Origin of the sequence: Myxococcus qinghaiensis (assembly GCF_024198215.1) — a bacterium.
GTDB classification, from domain to species: Bacteria; Myxococcota; Myxococcia; order Myxococcales; family Myxococcaceae; genus Myxococcus; species Myxococcus qinghaiensis.
Window position 1 is genome coordinate 128,240 of record NZ_JAKCFA010000009.1, and the last position, 16,423, is coordinate 144,662.

Genomic DNA, 16,423 nt, shown 5'->3' on the forward strand with positions numbered 1-16,423 from the left:
TCCGGGGTGCCCTCACACCGGCGACTTCCGGCCCGGAGCACCCAGCGGCGTCTCCAGGCCAAGGCGTCACCCGGCTTGCTTCATTGCTCGCCGCAGAAGTGCGCGACGGCGCGCGACAGCACGGCCTCGCATCGCACCAGGTCCTCGGTGGGGACGTACTCGCCCGTCTGGTGCGCGACGCGGATGTCGCCGGGTCCGAACACCACCGCCTCCGCGCCCAGCTCCGTCATCTGCGGAGCCTCCGTGCCGAACGGCACCGTGGTGGACGCGTTGCCGCTGGCCTCCGCGAGGAAGCGCACCACCTCCGCGTCCGCTCGCGTATTCACGCCCCGGTCCGTGCGCAGCACGCGGATGTGGGCCTCATAGGCGGGCTCGTCGCGCACCAGCTCCTGACGGATGGACTCCAGCAGCTCCGCCACCCGCTGCACCGGCTGTCCCGGAATGGGCCGCCACTCCACCGTGAAGCGGCACGAGCCCGGCAGGATGTTCTTCGCCTTGCCACCCTGGATGACGCCCACGTTCACCGTGGTGAAGGGCGGCTGGAAGCCCTCGTCCAGCTCCTCGCGCAGCACCGTCATGGCCAGCTGCTCCAGTCGGTTCAGGAAGCGCCCCGCGCGGAAGATGGCGGACGCGCCCGTGTCCGGATACGCGCTGTGCCCTTCCTTGCCGAGCACCTCCACCTCCGCCAGGCAGTAGCCCTTGTTGGCGCGCACCGGCGTGAGCTTCGTGGGCTCGCCGACGATGGCGTGCCGCGCACGGCCCAGGCCCGCCGCCACCAGCTTCTTGGCGCCCACCAGCCCGACTTCCTCATCCGCGGTGAGCACCACCATCAGCGGCGCCTGGAGCTTCGTGGCCCGCTCCGCGGCGTGCAGCGCGCAGGCGATGAAGCCCTTCGTGTCGCAGGCGCCTCGCGCGTAGAGCTTGCCTTCCTTCTCCGTCAGCTTCAGCGCGTCCGTCCACGCCGCGTCGTACGGCACGCAATCGGAGTGCCCCACCAGCGCGAGCGCCGCGCGTCCGGAGCCGCCCTTCACGGCGACCAGGTTCACCTTCTCCACACCCGCGTCATCCGTGTACCGCTGACGCTCGGCGCTGAAGCCCGCCTTCTCCAGACGCGCCTGCGCGTAGTCGATGAGCGGGGCATTGGGTCGCGCGGACGTGGTGTCCATCGCCACCAGCTCCGTCAGGGTGGCCCGCAGCGCGGGCAGCGTGTCGCTCATGAAGACAACCTCCGGTGGCCGCGTCATGCCACCCCCTGGCGCCTGGCGCCAGCCCCCGGAAGGGACTCCTGTCACCCACGCCCCGTCAGGGATACAGCGTGCGCGCGAGCGCCTGGAAGGCGCGCCCACTCTCCTCCGCGAGCGGATGCCGCCCGTCCCGCACCACCAGCCGCCCCGCCACCGCCACCTCGCGCACCGCTGCCTTGTCCGCGCCCAGGACGATGGAGGCCAGCAACGACGAAGGCCCCGCGCCCACCAGCGACGGGTGCCCCACGTCCACCGTGAAGAAGTCCGCGAGCGCCCCGGGCTCCAGTGTCCCCGTGGACAGGCCCAGGCTGCGCGCCCCCTCCACCGTGGCCATGCCCAACAGCCGCGCCGCCAATCCGGACACCTCGCCGCCTCCGGGGTCCAGCACCGCGCGCCGCAGCCTCGCGAGCCGCAGGTGCCCCTCGAGCTGCCTCGCCTCGTCCAGCAGGTCCACCAGCGCCTGACTGTCCGAGCCCAGGCTGATGCTCGCTCCCGCCTTCACCAGCGCGTCCGCGGGGACGATGCCGTCACCCAGGTTGCGCTCCGTGGACGGACACGCGCACACCGTCGCCCGGGCGGTGCCCAGCATGGCCACCTCCTCGTCCGTCAGGTGCACGCCATGCACGGCGGTGAAGCCCGGGTTCAACAGCCCCAGGTCCGACAGCAACTCCACCGGCCGACGCCCATGCTCGGCGAGGCACGCCTCGATTTCCTTCGGCTGCTCCGCCACGTGCATGTGCACGGGGAACCCTCGCGCCTTCGAGACGGCGGACAGCCAGTCCTTCGTCACCGCGCGCACGCTGTGCGGCGCCAGTCCCACGCTGACCGCCGCGTCGTCGCCCACCTCGCGAGCCAGCGCCTCCGCCGACGCGAGGAAGGTGTCCACGTCCGAATCAATGAAGCGACGCTGGCGGGGATTCGCCGCCACCTGGAAGCCCGCGCGCGCATAACCCACGCGCAACAGGCAGATGCGCAGCCCCGCGTCCCTGGCGGCCCGGATGACGGCGTGGGCCAGCGTGTTCCGGTCCGCGTACGGCGTGCCGTCGTGCTGATGATGGATGTAGTGGAACTCGCCCACCGTGGTGATGCCCGCCAGCGCCATCTCCACGAAGACCTGCCGCGAGGCCACGTACACGTCCTCGGGCCCCAGGGTCTCGGCGGCGCGGTACATGGCCTCTCGCCAGCTCCAGAAGTCATCCGCCTCGCGCCCGGAGACGACGTACTCGGTGCGGCCGCGAATCAGGCGCTGGAAGGCATGGGAGTGGCCGTTGACCAGGCCCGGCAGCAGCGCGCGGCCTGGAAGCCTGACGACGCTCGCGCCGGCGGGCACGGATGACGCGTCGACGACGCGGCCCTCGGCACCCACGGCCAGGGCGCGTCCCTCGATGAGCCGGCCTCCCACGTACAGGAAGTCCGGCTGGTAGACAGTGATGTCGCTCACCCCGACAGCGTATGCCAGCGGACCGCGCCCCGCAGCAGCCGAGACACGGTCCGCCAGCGATGCTGTCAGCGCGCGAACGCCACCCTGGAGCCCTGGTCCGGGGCCGGGTGGATGGTGTTGTCATCCGCGCCCGGACGACCCAGGCCCCGCTGCACCGCCGGCGCGGACGCGTTCACCGGGCCCACGTAGAACACCCCGTGGTAGCCCTCCGAGTTCACCGAGTCCCACGTGTGCACGAAGTAGCGCTCGCCATTGTCCTTGCCCTTCGCTTCACGCACGCCGCAGTCCAGCCTGTCCCTCACGCCCTTCGAATCCACCGAGCAGATCCACGCGGTGCCGGTGTCGTAGGCCATGTCGAGCGCCACCACGTTCTCCAGCCGCTCCTTCAAGAGCAGGCCCATGGGGCGGTGCTGCTTGTTCCACGGCAAGCCCTTCTTGGTGCGCGAGTGGATGTTGCCCGACAGCACCACATAGAAGCGCTGGGGCGTCGACTCCACCTGGTGGATGAGCGTGGCCGCCATCGCGTCCTCACGCTGCTGCCCGTTCGCCTTCGGGTGGTCGAACACGACGACGTCCACGTCCAGGCCCCGCGAGCGCAACTGGCGCAGCTGCTCCAGCATGTTCGCCATCGCCTCGCTGCCACGGCCATCCGGATACGGGCTGCGCCAGAAGGGTGACTCCATCAGCTTCTGCCAGTCCTCTTCCCCACCCTGGCTCTCCAGGAACGCGTCCACGCGGCCCTGGTTCTCCAGCGGCAGCTCCAACCCCACCGTCACGGGGATGCCCGCCACCGTCGACTGGCAGGCGGTCTGCGCCACGAAGCGCGGCACCTCGCGCGTACCGTGCAGCTCGCCCAGCATCAGCACCGCGCCCGGCTTGGCCTGCTTGCCCAGGCCGATGATCGGCAGCCCACACTCCATGGAGATCTGCGACGGCGCTTCCTTCGCGTTCGGAGCCTTGGCCACCTGTACCGGCTTGGGCGCGTTCTCCTCCTTCGCCAGCACGGGCGCCACCTCGCGGAACACCCGCCACTCCATCAACAGGTCTCGCTGGGCCTGCGCCGCCTCCATGAAGAGGTTCTCTCCGCGCGGCGTGTCCATGACCTCCTCCCAGTCCTCTGGACTGGTATTGGGAATGTTACCTTCCCCAATCGAAAACGTGGGTTTGGCGTCCTGACCGGTGCTTCCCATCCCGATGCCTCGCGAGACGCCCCAATCCAGCTCCTTGCCAGCCTGGGACAGCGTCTTGTTCGAGCTCTTGGTGATGCGGAAGATCTGCAGCTTGCTCGACGTGGGCGTCTCGCGTCGGCCCACCACCATGTACCGGTGGAAGAAGCCGGAGACCTTCGACCCGCCGAACTCCTGCCGCCACTCCGTCTGGAGCACCATGCTGCCCTTGTCCTCGCGGAAGGGCAGACCGTTGCGCGCGAAGTAACCTTGAACCTCCGGCCACATCTCCGCGAGCGGCCGGTCGTAGATGGCCTCCCGGTCTGGAATCTCCAAGTCACTCCGGTGGGCCGCGCAGCCCACCAGGCTCCAGGCCAACAACACCACCGCATACAGTACCGAGCGCATCCACCCTCCGGATCTCAAGTTCCCAGAATGGAACGAGACCTGGAGGGCGGTATATCGCCCCGGCTCAGCGGAAGGAGGCGAGCGTCTCCGCCTCGGCGGCGAAGGGCTTCTTGCTGCCCTCGTTGCCCGGGCCTCGCTCACCCACGCGGATGGCCGGCGCGGACGCGTTCACCGGGCCCACGTAGAACACCCCGTGGTAGCCCTCCGAGTTCACCGAGTCCCACGTGTGCACGAAGTAGCGCTCGCCGTTGTCCTTGCCCTTCGCCTCGCGCACGCCGCAGTCCAGCCTGTCCCTCACGCCCTTCGAATCCACCGAGCAGATCCACGCGGTGCCCGTGTCGTAGGCCATGTCCAGCGCCACCACGTTCTCCAGCTTCTCCTTCAGCAGCAAGCCCATCGGGCGGTGCTGGGGATTCCACGGCAGGCCCTTCTTGGTGCGCGAGTGGATGTTCCCCGACAGCACGACGTAGAAGCGCTGGGGCGTCGACTCCACCTGGTGGATGAGCGTCGCCGCCATCGCGTCCTCGCGCTGCTGCCCGTTCGCCTTCGGGTGGTCGAACACGACGACCTCCACGTCCAGGCCTCGCGAGCGCAACTGGCGCAGCTGCTCCAGCATGTTCGCCATCGCCTCGCTGCCACGGCCATCCGGATACGGGCTGCGCCAGAAGGGTGACTCCATCAGCTTCTGCCAGTCCTCTTCTCCTCCCTGGCTCTCCAGGAACGCGTCCACACGGCCCTGGTTCTCCAGCGGCAGCTCCAACCCCACCGTCACGGGGATGCCCGCCACCGTCGACTGGCAGGCGGTCTGCGCCACGAAGCGCGGCACCTCGCGCGTGCCGTGCAGCTCGCCCAGCATCAGCACCGCGCCAGGCTTGGCCTGCTTGCCCAGACCGATGATGGGCAGCCCACACTCCATGGAGATTTGCGACGGCGCCTCCTTCGCGTTCGGCGCCTTGGCCACCTGCACCGGCTTGGGTGCGTTCTCCTCCTTCGCCAGCACGGGCGCCACCTCGCGGAACACCCGCCACTCCATCAACAGGTCTCGCTGGGCCTGCGCCGATTCGATGAAGAGGTTCTCTCCCCGCGGCGAGTCGATGACCTCCTCCCAGTCGTCGGGGCTGGTGTGGGGCAGCTGGCCTTCCGACATCTCCACCGTGGGGCTGCCCTCCTGACCGGTGCTCCTCAGGCCGGAGCCTCGCGTGACGCCCCAGTCAATCTCCCTGCCAGCCGGAGACAGCGTCTTGTTCGAGCTCTTGGTGATGCGGAAGATCTGCAGCTTGCTCGACGTGGGCGTCTCGCGTCGGCCCACCACCATGTACCGGTGGAAGAAGCCCGAAATCTTCGAGCCTCCGAACTCCTGCCGCCACTCCGTCTGGAGCACCATGCTGCCCTTGTCCTCGCGGAAGGGCAGACCGTTGCGCGCGAAGTAGCCTTGAACCTCCGGCCACATCTCCGCGAGCGGCCGGTCGTAGATGGCCTCCCGGTCCGGAATCTCCAGGTCACTCCGGTGGGCCGCGCAGCCCACCAGGCTCCAGGCCAACACCACCACCGCACACAGTACCGAGCGCATCCACCCTCCGGGTCTCAAGTTCCCAGAATGGAACGAGACCTGGAGGGCGGTATATCGCCCCGGCTCAGCGCGAGGACGCGAGCTTCCCCGCTTCCGGCGTGAAGAACTTCCTGCTGCCCTCGTTGCCCGGGCCCCGCTCACCCACGCGGATGGCCGGCGCCGACGCGTTCACCGGGCCCACGTAGAACACCCCGTGGTAGCCGTCCGAGTTCACCGAGTCCCACGTGTGCACGAAGTAGCGCTCGCCGTTGTTCTTGCCCTTCGCCTCACGCACGCCGCAGTCCAGCCTGTCCCGAACACCCTTCGAATCCACCGAGCAGATCCACGTGGTGCCCGTGTCGTAGGCCATGTCCAGCGCCACCACGTTCTCCAGCCGCTGCTTGAGCAGCAGGCCCATGGGCCGGTGGTCCTTGTTCCACGGCAGGCCCTTCTTCGTGCGCGAGTGGATGTTGCCCGACAGCACCACGTGGAAGCGCTGGGGGCTCGACTCCACCTGGAACGCCACCGTCGCCGCCATCGCGTCCTCGCGCTGCTGCCCGTTCGCCTTCGGGTGGTCGAACACGAAGATGTCCACGTCCAGGCCCTGCGAGCGCAACTGACGCAGGTGCTCCAGCATGTTCGCCATCGCCGCGCTGCCGCGGCCGTCCGGATACGGGCTGCGCCAGAAGGGCGCCTCCATCAGCTTCAACCAGTCCGACTCCGTCCCCTGGCTCTCCAGGAACGCGTCCACCCGCTCCTGGTTCTCCAGCGGCAGCTCCAGGCCCACCGTCACCGGCATCCCCGCCACCGTCGCCTGGCAGGCGGTCTGCGCCACGAAGCGCGGCACCTCCTGCGTGCCGTGCATCTCGCCCAGGAGCAGCACCGCGCCAGGCTTCGCCTGCTTGCCCAGCCCGATGATGGGCAGCCCGCACTCCACCGCGAACTTCGACGGTGCCTCCTTCGCGTTCGGCGCCTTGGCCACCTGCACCGGCTTGGGCGCGTTCTCCTCCTTCGCGAGCACCGGCGCCACCTCGCGGAACACCCGCCACTCCATCACCATGTCGCGCTGGCCCTGCCCCGACTCCGCGAAGAACCCGTTCTCTCCCCGAGGGAAGGCCAGCCGGTCCTCGTCGTCCTCGACGCTCAGCCCATCGGCCCCGCCCAGACTGCGACTCACCCCCCAGTCAATCTGGTTGCCCGGAGGCGCCAGCGTCTTGTTCACGCTCTTGGTGATGCGGAAAATCTGGAGCTTGCTCGACGTGGGCGTCTCGCGCCGGCCCACCACCATGTACCGGTGGAAGAAGCCCGAAATCTTCGAGCCTCCGAACTCCTGCCGCCACTCCGTCTCCAGCACCATGCTGCCCGTGTCCTCACGGAAGGGCAGCTCGTTGCGCGTGAAGAACCCGCGCACCTCCGGCCACATCTCCGCGAGCGGCCGGTCATAGATGGCCTCCCGGTCCGGATAATCCAGCTCACTGCGATGGGCCGCGCAGCCCGTCACCATGAACGCACACACCAAGACCATGACCCCGCGAACCATGCCGCCTCCAGGCAATCCCTGTCCGGGAGCCTAGAACGGCGGCATGTGTTTCGCATATCGGACGGACGGGTACTCCCGCCCGCATCCAGGGGTCAGGCCTGGACCTCGGAGCCCTCGTGCGCGGAGGCCCGCTCCCAGGGGCGGGTCCGGACGGCCTCGCGAATCCAGAGGATGTGGCGCCGCTCGTCCTCGCGGTGCCGTTCAATGAGCACGCGCACGTCGGGGCTCCAGTCGAAGCGCAGGGCCAGGTCATAGGCCCGGTTGGAGAACTCCTCGTTGCCGAGCATGGCCACCAGCGCCGCCTCGGTGCCCATCATGCTGGACATCGCGGTCAGCCCCTTCATCGCCGCGCCCTTCAGGTCCGGACGCAGGTCCACCGGTGCGCCGCCGAAGTGGTGGATGAAGCCGTTGAGCTCTTGCACATGGCGCAGGTGGTCGGCGCGGAATCCACCGAGCCGCTCGCGGACCAGCGGCTCTGGGATTCGAGCGAGCGCCGCGTCGTACGCGCCCACCGCATCCGCGTCGAGCTGGGCCAGGCTCCGCAGTCGTGCCACCTCGGACTTCTCGGCCATGTCGACATCCTCCGCGCCAGGGACTCGTGCAATGTGAGAAGCCTCTTCCCGAAGGCCAACCCGTCCCGGAAGTCCCGGGTCCGTTCGCCCTGATGCCGAGCGAGCGGGCAGCGGCTCAGGCTCGAGGCTGGGCCGGGCGCAGGGCGGGCGCGTCGGGGCGGCGCTCCCTGCGGCGATGCTTGAGGACGATGAACTGCCCGAGCACGGCGCTCACCAACAGCAGGGCGTTCGTCACCACGAAGACCCAGTTGCGCACCAGCGCGCTGTAGACGGTGAAGCCCAGCGACGCCGTCATCTGTCCCACGAAGAGCCACTTGGAGACACCCTGACTGGAGCCTGACTTCCACTGTTTGTGGATCTGCGTTCCCAGGGTCATCAACAGAACGAAGGAACTGAACCAGCCCACGACCTCGGTGCCCATGCATCCTCCCGGATACAGATGCGCACGCGCTCGCTCGCCGTCAGCCAGGGCGGACCCCGTGGCGGAGTGCATTCACGCGAAGCCGTCGGTGACGGGACGAGCCAGGAGGGGCCTGGTTGGCCGGTGGCTCTCCGCGCCGCGCCTGCTCGACATTGCGACAGGCTTTCGGGATGCCAACCGTTGAGACGTGAACCGCTCCAACGCACGCCTCCGCGCCTACCGTCGCAAGCGCGACTTCCGCCGCACACCCGAGCCCGCGCCGGAGGCTCCGGCCCGCCCGGAAGACGGCGCGCCCCGCTTCGTGGTGCACAAGCACGACGCCACCAGCCTCCACTATGACCTCCGGCTGGAGGTCGATGGAGGACTGGCGAGCTGGGCCGTGCCCAAGGGCCCCAGCTATGACCCGGGGGCGAAGCGGCTCGCGGTGGAGACCGAGGACCATCCGCTGGCCTATGCCGACTTCGAGGGACACATCCCCGACGACGCTTATGGGGGCGGAGACTCGCTGCTGTGGGACCGGGGCACCTACGACACGGTGCCCCCAGGCCAGGCCTCCGCGCAGCGCGAGCACGGGCGGCTCCACGTCGAGCTGCACGGAGAGAAGCTCCAGGGCGAATGGCACCTCATCCGCACGCGGTTGCGAGGCAGCGCGAAGAAGCCCCAGTGGCTGCTCTTCAAGGCGAAGGACGAGACGGCGGACGCCTCGCGCGACATCACCACCGAGCGCCCCGAGTCGGTGAAGAGCGGACAGGTGGAGACCCAGGGCCCCGTGCGGCGACGTGGCGGTGGCAAGCAGCGGAAGGCCGTGGCTCGCAAGAGGAGCGCAGGACGCCCGGGCCGCGCGGCGGCGGTGCCCCGGACCCCGAAGAAGCTGCTGGAGCGGATGGGCTCGCCCATGCTGGCGCGGCTCGCGCAGACCGAAGAGGCGGGGGATGACACCCATGTCTACGAGGTGAAGTACGACGGCTTCCGCGCCCTGGCGGCGCTGGTGGGTGGCAAGCTCGCGCTGCAGAGCCGTCGTGGCAACGACCTGTCGAAGCGCTTCCCCGATTTGGCCAAGGCCCTGCACGACCTGCGCGTGAAGGACGTGGTGCTCGACGGCGAGCTCGTGGCGCTCGATGACAAGGGCCGCTCGCGCTTCCAGCTCCTCCAACAGGGGCTGGAGGGCGTGGAGCAGCGCTTCGTGGTGTTCGACGTGCCCTGGTTGAACGGCGAGGACCTGCGAGGACTGCCGCTGGAAGAACGCCGGGCGCGGCTGGAGCGCCTGATGCGAGACGTGGAGCTTCCGCTCCAAATCTCGGAGCGGATGAAGCCACCGCTGAAGCGAGCGCTGGCCGCGGCACGTCGTCACGGTTGGGAAGGGCTCATCGCGAAGCGGCGAGGCTCACCGTATGTGGACACCCGCTCGGGTGACTGGCTCAAGCTGAAGGTCATCTCGGGACAGGAGGTGGTCATCCTTGGCTACCTCCCCATCCAGAACGAGCGCTCCAAGACGGAGCTCGGCGCGCTGCTGGTGGGCGTGCACGGCGAAGACGGCTTCCATGACGTGGGCAAGGTGGGCACGGGCTTCACGGCGAAGGACCGACGCGAGCTGCGCGCGTTGCTGGACAAGGACGTGGTGCGAGCACCGGTGGCGGTGGACGCGAAGCCGCGCAAGGGCGCGGTGTGGGTGAAGCCTCGGCACGTGGCCCAGGTCCACTTCAGCGAGTGGACCGAGGACGGTCGCCTCCGCCAGCCCGTGTATCAGGGGCTCCGAATCGACAAGGCCCCCACGGAGGTGGTGCGCGAGCGGCCCGCTCCCAGTCGGTCCAAGGCCTCCCGCACGACCCCTCGCCGCACGACACAGCGTGCGGCCTCCTCGCGGTCGACACGCGCGAGTACTCGCCGTGCCACGGGAGCGCTGCGTGCCCCCCGGGCACAGGTCGCACGGACGTCGGCGCCCGCGCGCCGCGAGGAACCCGAATCGGGGCTCGCGAAGCTCACGCACGGCGACCGCGTCCTCTTCCCTCGCGCCGGGCTGACGAAGGCGGACGTCTTCGCCTACTACCGCGAGGTGGCGCCGCTGCTGGTCCCCATCCTCAAGGACCGCCCCATCTCCGTGCAGCAATGGCCCGCGGGAATCGCGGCCCCTGGCTTCTTCCGACACGAGCTGTCTGGAACTCCCTCCTGGGTGCCCACGCTGCGCGTGCGCCATGTGGAGAAGTCCCTGCGACACGTGAATGTGAACGGCGAGGAGCCCCTGCTCTGGCTCGCCAACCAGTCCGCGCTCACGTTGCACATGTGGCTGAGCCACGCGCCCAAGCTCTCGCAGCCGGACTTCCTCGCCATGGACCTGGACCCGGGCAAGGGGGGCTGGTCCGACGTGGTGACGGTGGCGCTCGCGCTGCGTGAGCTGCTGGAGGAGCAAGGCCTGGAGAGCTACCCGAAGACCTCCGGCAAGCGCGGCCTGCATGTCCTCATTCCACTCGCCCCGGGACACACCTACGCGAAGGTCCAGGCCCATGCGAACGCACTGGCCCAGGCACTGGAGGAACGGTTGGGAGACCTGGCCACTACGGTGCGCGGCATCGAGGCACGCAAGGGCCGGCTCTATCTGGACGCGGGACAGAACGCGCGCGGCAAGACGGTGGTGGCGCCCTACTCGCTGCGCGCACGCGAGGGCGCCCCCTTCTCCGCGCCCCTGAAGTGGAGCGAGGTGACTCGGAGACTGGACCCCGCGCGCATCAACCTCCGCACGCTGAAGAAGCGCCTGGACGCCGTGGGGGACCTGTTCGCCCCGGCGATGAAAAACCCACAGCGCTTGCCGGACTGACGCCCGGCTGCCTGCCTTCCCTCGTCCGTGAAGCGCCCCGGTGCATGTGCCCGGGGCGGATGCTATGGCGACGCCACCATGGATTCCGCCTCCGCATCCGGCACCGTGAAGCCGGCTGGCCCGCTGAAGGTCGCCCTCGCCTACTGCACGTGCTTCGTGCTGTGGGGCTCCACCTGGTCCGTGGTGAAGGTGGGCCTGGAGGACCTGCCGCCGCTGCGCTTCCTCGGCACCCGCATGCTGGTGGCGGGACTCTTCCTGCTGCCCTTCGCGCGCGCAAAGGGACGGGTGGACGCACGCACCGGAGGGCGCATCGCCGCGCTGGGCCTGCTCCAGCTCGCCGTGCCCTTCGGCCTGCTCTTCTTCGCGCAGCAGTGGATTCCCTCGAGCTGGGCCGCGCTGCTCTTCTCCACCTTCCCCCTGTGGCTGCTGCTCATCGGCCGCGTGCTGATGCCGGACCAGCCCCTGACGCCGGGCAAGCTGCTCGCGGCGAGCCTGGGCGCGGTGGGCGTGGGAGTGCTCCACTCCTCGGGCGTCGAGGGCCTGCAGCTGTCCGGCAAGGTGCTGCTCGGCGTGGTGCTGACGCTGGTGGCCGTGGCCGTCATCGCCGTGGCCAACGTGCTGGCCCGGCGATACATGTCTCACGTCCCCGCGCAGGTGCTCGTGTTCGGCCAGACGCTCAGCAGCGCGGTCCCCCTGCTCGCGCTCTCCTTCCTGCTGGAGTCGGGCTCGCCCGGGAACTGGACGCCGCGCGCGCTGGGCGCCGTCTTCTACCTGGCGGTGTTCGGCACGGCCTTCACGTACCTGTGCCTCTACTGGCTCCTGCCGCGCATCTCCCTCACCGCGCTGGGCGCCATGGCCCTGCTCGACACGCTGGTGGCGGTGGTGCTGGGCGTCGCCTTCCTCGGCGAGCCCTTCACGCTGTCGCTCGTCGTGGGCGGCGCCCTCATCCTCGGGGGCGCCGCGCTGGCCAACGCGCTGCCGAAGGAAGCAGCGCCCCATCCCGCCGACGAGGGCGCGTCGCACTGAAGAAGCGCGGGCTCTACGGCGAGGTGTTCCGCGCGCGGTGCTCCTGAAGCCACGCACGGGCCTCATCGAGCGTGTCCACGTAGCGCACGTCGAGCGGACGCCCACCGCTGAGCATGGAGCCCACCATCAGGCTCTTGGTGGTGGCCTTCTGCTCCAGCGCCGCGCCGATGTAGACGATGCCCAGGAACCACTCCGCCTTCGCGTGGTCCACCAGGTAGCGGCGGGACTCCGGGCTGAGCTGCGAGTCGGTGATGTCCGCCGCCAGGTAGAAGCGCCCGTCAGCGGACAGCGTCTTGTAGAGGCCGCAGGACCAGCGCGACGTGTCCTCGGTGATGGCCCCTCGGAAGCGCGCCCAGAGGATGTCCGGCGCTTCCAGCCACGCACGCTGCTCGCCGTGGCTCCACTCCTGCTCCCAATCCCTTGCCATGAGACTCCCGCGATGAGGCCGGGCCCAGGATAGGCCCGGCCGCCCGCGGTTCCCAATGGCCCCCGCGCTAGAAGCGCAGCGGCAGCGCGAACGCTGTCCCGTTCTGCGTTCCTGTCCGGAAGCTCCGGGGTGCACCGATAACCATCGTTGGCGGGGTTCCACCCGAGCCCTTCACGAGCGCGAGGTCCTGGCCCACCTGAGCTCGCTCGGCGCCGTCGCCAACAATCGTGAAGTACGGCGTCAGCGCGCCGTTGAGGTTGGGCGCACCCGCGTAGACGAACACGGCGCCGCCACCATCCGAGGCCTCGGAGGCGCCGGGCGCGCTCACCACCAAATCATGAACGTTGTCGCCCGACAGGTCCACGTTGCCCGCCAGCGCCGTGCCGAAGCCCACCGCGCGCGACTTGTGCACCAGCACCACCGGCGTCAGCCCATCTCCGAAGGCGCCCACCACGAGCGGGCTGCCAGCGGCCTGCTTCTTCGCCATCTCGGTCGTGAGCTGCGCCTTGTCGAAGAGCAGGACGACGGGCTGGGTGACGCCGTTGAAGGGCACCGCGGTGGCGCTGATGGCCAGGAAGTCGCGCTGGTCCCCCGTCGAGCCCCCGGCGTTGCTCATGACCTTGCCCGCGCGAGCAATCGCCAGACCCAGGCCCAGGTTGTTGAGCTGCACCTCGCTGTCGCCCGCGATGCGCCACACCGTCGGAGTGGTGCGACCGCCGCACTTCGTACCGCCCGCGTTGTAGCCGAAGAGGATGGCCACGCCGGAGCGGGCGCCCTCCGCGTACCGCCACGCGAGGTCGTCGCAGCTGTCCCCGTTGATGTCTCCCAGCGACGTCGGCGCGCTCGTCTGCAGCGCCAGGGAAGGCCACGAGTAGACCGAGTCACAGGTCATGGTGAGCTTCGTCAGCGTGGCATCGTCCGGAGCCCGGCCCAGGAACACCTCCATGCCCCTGTCGCGCAGCACGCCGATGTCCTCCTTGCCATCGTCATTGAAGTCGAAGCCGCCCACCAGCCCGCGCCCCAGGGCCGAGCGCTTGCACTTCGCGTCCGTCTCCGGCGTGCAGGTGGCGATCTGCAGCGGCGCCCACACGCGATAGGCGGGCTTGAACGAGCCATCCGCCTGCCCCAGCGACACCAGCAAGCCGCCCACGGACTGGTTTGCCGTGGTGAGGCACTCGGGTCGAACCGTCTGATAGGTGGTCGCCAGCTCCGCGTTGTTGCTGGCCGGCACGACGAAGCCCGTGGCGCCCACCACCGAGTCCGGACGACCATCGCCGTTGAAGTCCGTGAAGGCCACGTCGATGCCCACCGTGCGGCCCGCCTTGTGCGGGGAAGGCGCGCCCTCCTCGACCACCACGGCGGGAGCGGCCCGGGCCACTTCGCGCACGTAGGCGCGGCCGATGGACATGGCATCACCGTCGCCGTTGGCGCCCGCACCCGACCAGCCCGGCGCGCCCAGCAGCGTCACCGCGCCCTTGGGGCCCACCGCCACCGCCACCTGCTCGCCCACGCGCTCCACACTGGGCTTCGCCGGCACGTAGGCGGTGGTGCGCGCCCACTCCGCCAGCAACGTGCCCCCTCGGCGGAACAGCTCCACGCGGCCGGTGAAGGCCCCCTGCTCGGACGAAGCGCGGCCGGAGAAAGCCGCCAGTGAATCGCCCTCCGGCAGGCGCCACACCGCCAGGCCCGAGCCCAGGGTGTCCGACCTCGCCGTGCCATTGAGCGCCGTCAGCGACTTGTTGATGACCGCGCCCCGGGTCAGCGTCGACAGGGGATACACCAGCACCTTGCCGCCGAACCGCAGCGTGGTGCTGCTGGGCCCGGGCGGCGCTGCGTACGGCGCGCCCAGCACCAGCTCCGGGCCCGGCGTTCCGTCCACGTCGAGCACCGCGAAGCTGCGCCCCGCGACGATACCGGCCGTGTCACCGTAGATGCGCGCGAAGGCCTCCTCGCGCTTCACCTGGGGTGGCGTGGTGGCCGGCTCACCCGTGGGCGCGTGGGTGCTCAGGTCGAACAGCAGCGCGCCTCCCGAGTCCGCGCCGGAGCGCACGCCGCCGCTGGCGGTCAGGTCCGGCGAGTCCGCGCGGTCCGCCACCGCCATCAGCAGCGGTGGACGCGTGTCGTCTCCGGCGATGGCGCCCAGGCGCCACGTCCCCTCATTGGAGTCCGAGAGGTTGGCGGGCAGCACGTACACGTCCGGGCTCGCCCGGAAGCGAATCCCCTCGGAGCGCGCGAAGAAGACGGAGATGGCCACCTGCGTGCCGGAGACGGCGCCTTCCGCGTTGTAGCGGGACACGCGGCTGAGCGCGGCGATGTCCAGCCGACCATCCCTGTTGAAGTCCGCGGTCACCAGCGCGCGGCCCAGGTCGGAGCCGGTGCGCGCCATGGGCACGCCCGTGGGCGACAGGTCCGAGCCACCCAGGCGGATGGTGGGGAGGTCCGGCACCGGCGCGCTCGGCGTGGCCAGGTAGATGTCCACGGTGCCGCGCGCGCGGATGGCGCTGCTGGGCGCCAGGTCTCCCGCGGGCGAGCCCACCACCAGGTCCACCTTGCCGTCGCCATCCATGTCCGCCACGGACAGGCCCGCGCCGAACGCGGCATCCCTCAGGAGGCCGGCGAGCTGCAAGCGCAGCGGCGCGGGCGCTCCGCCCTTGAAGGTGTAGAGGTACACCGCGCCCGCGTTGCTCGTGGCCACGTCGGCACCCGGCGAGGACACCACCAGCTCCGCGCGTCCATCACCGTCCAAGTCACCCGCGGCCAGCGCGTCACCGAACTGCGCGGTGTCCGTGTCGCCCGTGAGCACCCACAGCGGCTGGGCCTCCAGGCCGCCACTGCCGCCCTTGTAGATGAACACGGCGCCGCCCGTGGGCCGGCCCATGTCGCTCTCGCGCTGCCCCACCGCGAGGTCCAGCGTGCCATCGCCGTCGAAGTCCGCCGTCACCATCGTCGCGGCATCCGTGAGCCGTCCGTGCGCCAGGCCCGGTCGCGTCAGCTCGTCCAGCACCACCACCGTCACCGACGCCTTGTCTCCGGTGAACGGGTCGGCCGCCTCCAGCACCGCCGCGCCCGTGTCGCCCGCCTGGAAGCCGATGCGCCCAGCGGCAATCGTCCCGGGGCCCGACACCTTCGTCCACACCACCCTGTCACTGCCACCGCGCGTGGCCAGCGGCACGGAGGAGCCGGAGGGCACCGCGAGGAACGCGGGCGCGCCGTTGAGCCGGGCCGTCTTGCTCACGTCGTACTGGAGGATGGCCTCGTCGCCCGTCTGCGAGTCGAGCACGGTGATGAGGTCCAGCCCCTCGGTGGGCCCCGCCGTGTAGAGGCCCTCGGGAGAGAGCGTGCCGCCGGAGAGGTTCTGCGTCAGGTTGTACCGGGCGGTGCCCAAGAGGCCCTTCGCCGCCACCTGGAAGGACGTGCCCGGCCGAAGCTGCGCGCGCGCCGGCGCGACGTCGAAGAGCGCCGTCACCTCCAGCGTGGTGCGAGCGTCCCCCTCGCAGCGGGCGTCCTCCACCACCAGCGTGTCGGTGCCCGGCGTGTGCCCCGCGATGAAGCGCTGCGCTCGCAGCTCACCGGATGAGCCGCCCTCCTCCAGCCGGTAGCGGTACGCACCGCTGCCGCCGGAGGCGATGAGCGACACCGGGCTGCCCACGCGAACGCGAGGGGGCTCGGCGCGCAAGGTCAACGGAGCGCGGCCCGTGCACTGGTCCACCTCCGGGGGTGGCTCGTTCTCACGCGCGGGGTCCAGGTCGTCCGAGCAGGCCGTGACGAGGAGCGCGAGGAGGGGGGCCGCGCGAGGGAATCGAATCATGGTGTGCCT

At 70.1% G+C, this 16,423-nt stretch carries 11 protein-coding genes; 2 read left to right on the forward strand and 9 right to left on the reverse strand.

The features are described from left to right. Positions 1-80: 80 nt before the first annotated feature. The 7 genes from argE to LZ199_RS18555 form a co-directional block, all read right to left on the reverse strand. Positions 81-1,217, reverse strand: coding sequence for an acetylornithine deacetylase (argE, locus tag LZ199_RS18525; RefSeq protein WP_253995044.1), 1,137 nt, complete (start codon positions 1,215-1,217; stop codon positions 81-83). 85 nt (positions 1,218-1,302) lie between these two features. Further along, on the reverse strand, positions 1,303-2,685 hold the full coding sequence (hutF, locus tag LZ199_RS18530) for a formimidoylglutamate deiminase (RefSeq protein WP_253995045.1): 1,383 nt from the start codon (positions 2,683-2,685) through the stop codon (positions 1,303-1,305). Between the two features lie 65 nt (positions 2,686-2,750). Further along, entirely contained in the window at positions 2,751-4,259 is a 1,509-nt protein-coding gene (locus LZ199_RS18535) for a hypothetical protein (protein ID WP_253995046.1), read from the reverse strand. Positions 4,260-4,323: 64 nt separating this feature from the next. Continuing rightward, on the reverse strand, positions 4,324-5,829 hold the full coding sequence (locus tag LZ199_RS18540; RefSeq protein WP_253995047.1) for a hypothetical protein: 1,506 nt from the start codon (positions 5,827-5,829) through the stop codon (positions 4,324-4,326). A 64-nt stretch (positions 5,830-5,893) separates the two neighbouring features. After that, positions 5,894-7,333, reverse strand: a complete 1,440-nt coding sequence (locus tag LZ199_RS18545; protein ID WP_253995048.1) for a ChaN family lipoprotein — start codon at positions 7,331-7,333, stop codon at positions 5,894-5,896. 107 nt (positions 7,334-7,440) lie between these two features. After that, on the reverse strand, positions 7,441-7,920 hold the full coding sequence (locus tag LZ199_RS18550) for a ferritin-like domain-containing protein (protein WP_163869421.1): 480 nt from the start codon (positions 7,918-7,920) through the stop codon (positions 7,441-7,443). Positions 7,921-8,035: 115 nt separating this feature from the next. Next, a complete protein-coding gene (locus LZ199_RS18555) occupies positions 8,036-8,341 on the reverse strand; it encodes a PQ-loop repeat-containing protein (protein WP_253995049.1) in 306 nt (101 codons plus the stop codon). Positions 8,342-8,528: 187 nt separating this feature from the next. Here LZ199_RS18555 and ligD point away from each other — a divergent pair, with 187 nt between their 5' ends. Together ligD and LZ199_RS18565 are read left to right on the forward strand one after the other, a co-directional pair. After that, positions 8,529-11,153 carry a DNA ligase D gene (ligD, locus tag LZ199_RS18560; protein ID WP_253995050.1) on the forward strand — a complete coding sequence of 875 codons (2,625 nt, stop codon included), beginning with the start codon at positions 8,529-8,531 and terminating at the stop codon, positions 11,151-11,153. A 78-nt stretch (positions 11,154-11,231) separates the two neighbouring features. Next, positions 11,232-12,179, forward strand: a complete 948-nt coding sequence (locus LZ199_RS18565) for a DMT family transporter (RefSeq protein ID WP_253995051.1) — start codon at positions 11,232-11,234, stop codon at positions 12,177-12,179. A 13-nt stretch (positions 12,180-12,192) separates the two neighbouring features. On the opposite strand, the gene LZ199_RS18570 is transcribed toward LZ199_RS18565, so the two are convergent. Both LZ199_RS18570 and LZ199_RS18575 read right to left on the reverse strand, forming a co-directional pair. Continuing rightward, complete coding sequence (locus tag LZ199_RS18570; protein WP_253995052.1) at positions 12,193-12,606, reverse strand: hypothetical protein; 414 nt, start codon at positions 12,604-12,606, stop codon at positions 12,193-12,195. 67 nt (positions 12,607-12,673) lie between these two features. After that, positions 12,674-16,414: a VCBS repeat-containing protein gene (locus LZ199_RS18575; protein WP_253995053.1), complete on the reverse strand. Its 3,741-nt coding sequence runs from the start codon at positions 16,412-16,414 to the stop codon at positions 12,674-12,676. Positions 16,415-16,423 lie beyond the last annotated feature (9 nt).

Excerpts from the sequence above, each read along its gene's own strand:
- argE (WP_253995044.1), bottom strand. The coding sequence starts at position 1,217 with ATGAGCGACACGCTGCCCGCGCTGCGGGCCACCCTGACGGAGCTGGTG.
- LZ199_RS18535 (WP_253995046.1), bottom strand. The coding sequence starts at position 4,259 with ATGCGCTCGGTACTGTATGCGGTGGTGTTGTTGGCCTGGAGCCTGGTG.
- LZ199_RS18540 (WP_253995047.1), bottom strand. The coding sequence starts at position 5,829 with ATGCGCTCGGTACTGTGTGCGGTGGTGGTGTTGGCCTGGAGCCTGGTG.
- LZ199_RS18545 (WP_253995048.1), bottom strand. The coding sequence starts at position 7,333 with ATGGTCTTGGTGTGTGCGTTCATGGTGACGGGCTGCGCGGCCCATCGC.
- LZ199_RS18550 (WP_163869421.1), bottom strand. The coding sequence starts at position 7,920 with ATGGCCGAGAAGTCCGAGGTGGCACGACTGCGGAGCCTGGCCCAGCTC.
- LZ199_RS18555 (WP_253995049.1), bottom strand. The coding sequence starts at position 8,341 with ATGGGCACCGAGGTCGTGGGCTGGTTCAGTTCCTTCGTTCTGTTGATG.
- LZ199_RS18565 (WP_253995051.1), top strand. The coding sequence starts at position 11,232 with ATGGATTCCGCCTCCGCATCCGGCACCGTGAAGCCGGCTGGCCCGCTG.
- LZ199_RS18570 (WP_253995052.1), bottom strand. The coding sequence starts at position 12,606 with ATGGCAAGGGATTGGGAGCAGGAGTGGAGCCACGGCGAGCAGCGTGCG.
- LZ199_RS18575 (WP_253995053.1), bottom strand. The coding sequence starts at position 16,414 with ATGATTCGATTCCCTCGCGCGGCCCCCCTCCTCGCGCTCCTCGTCACG.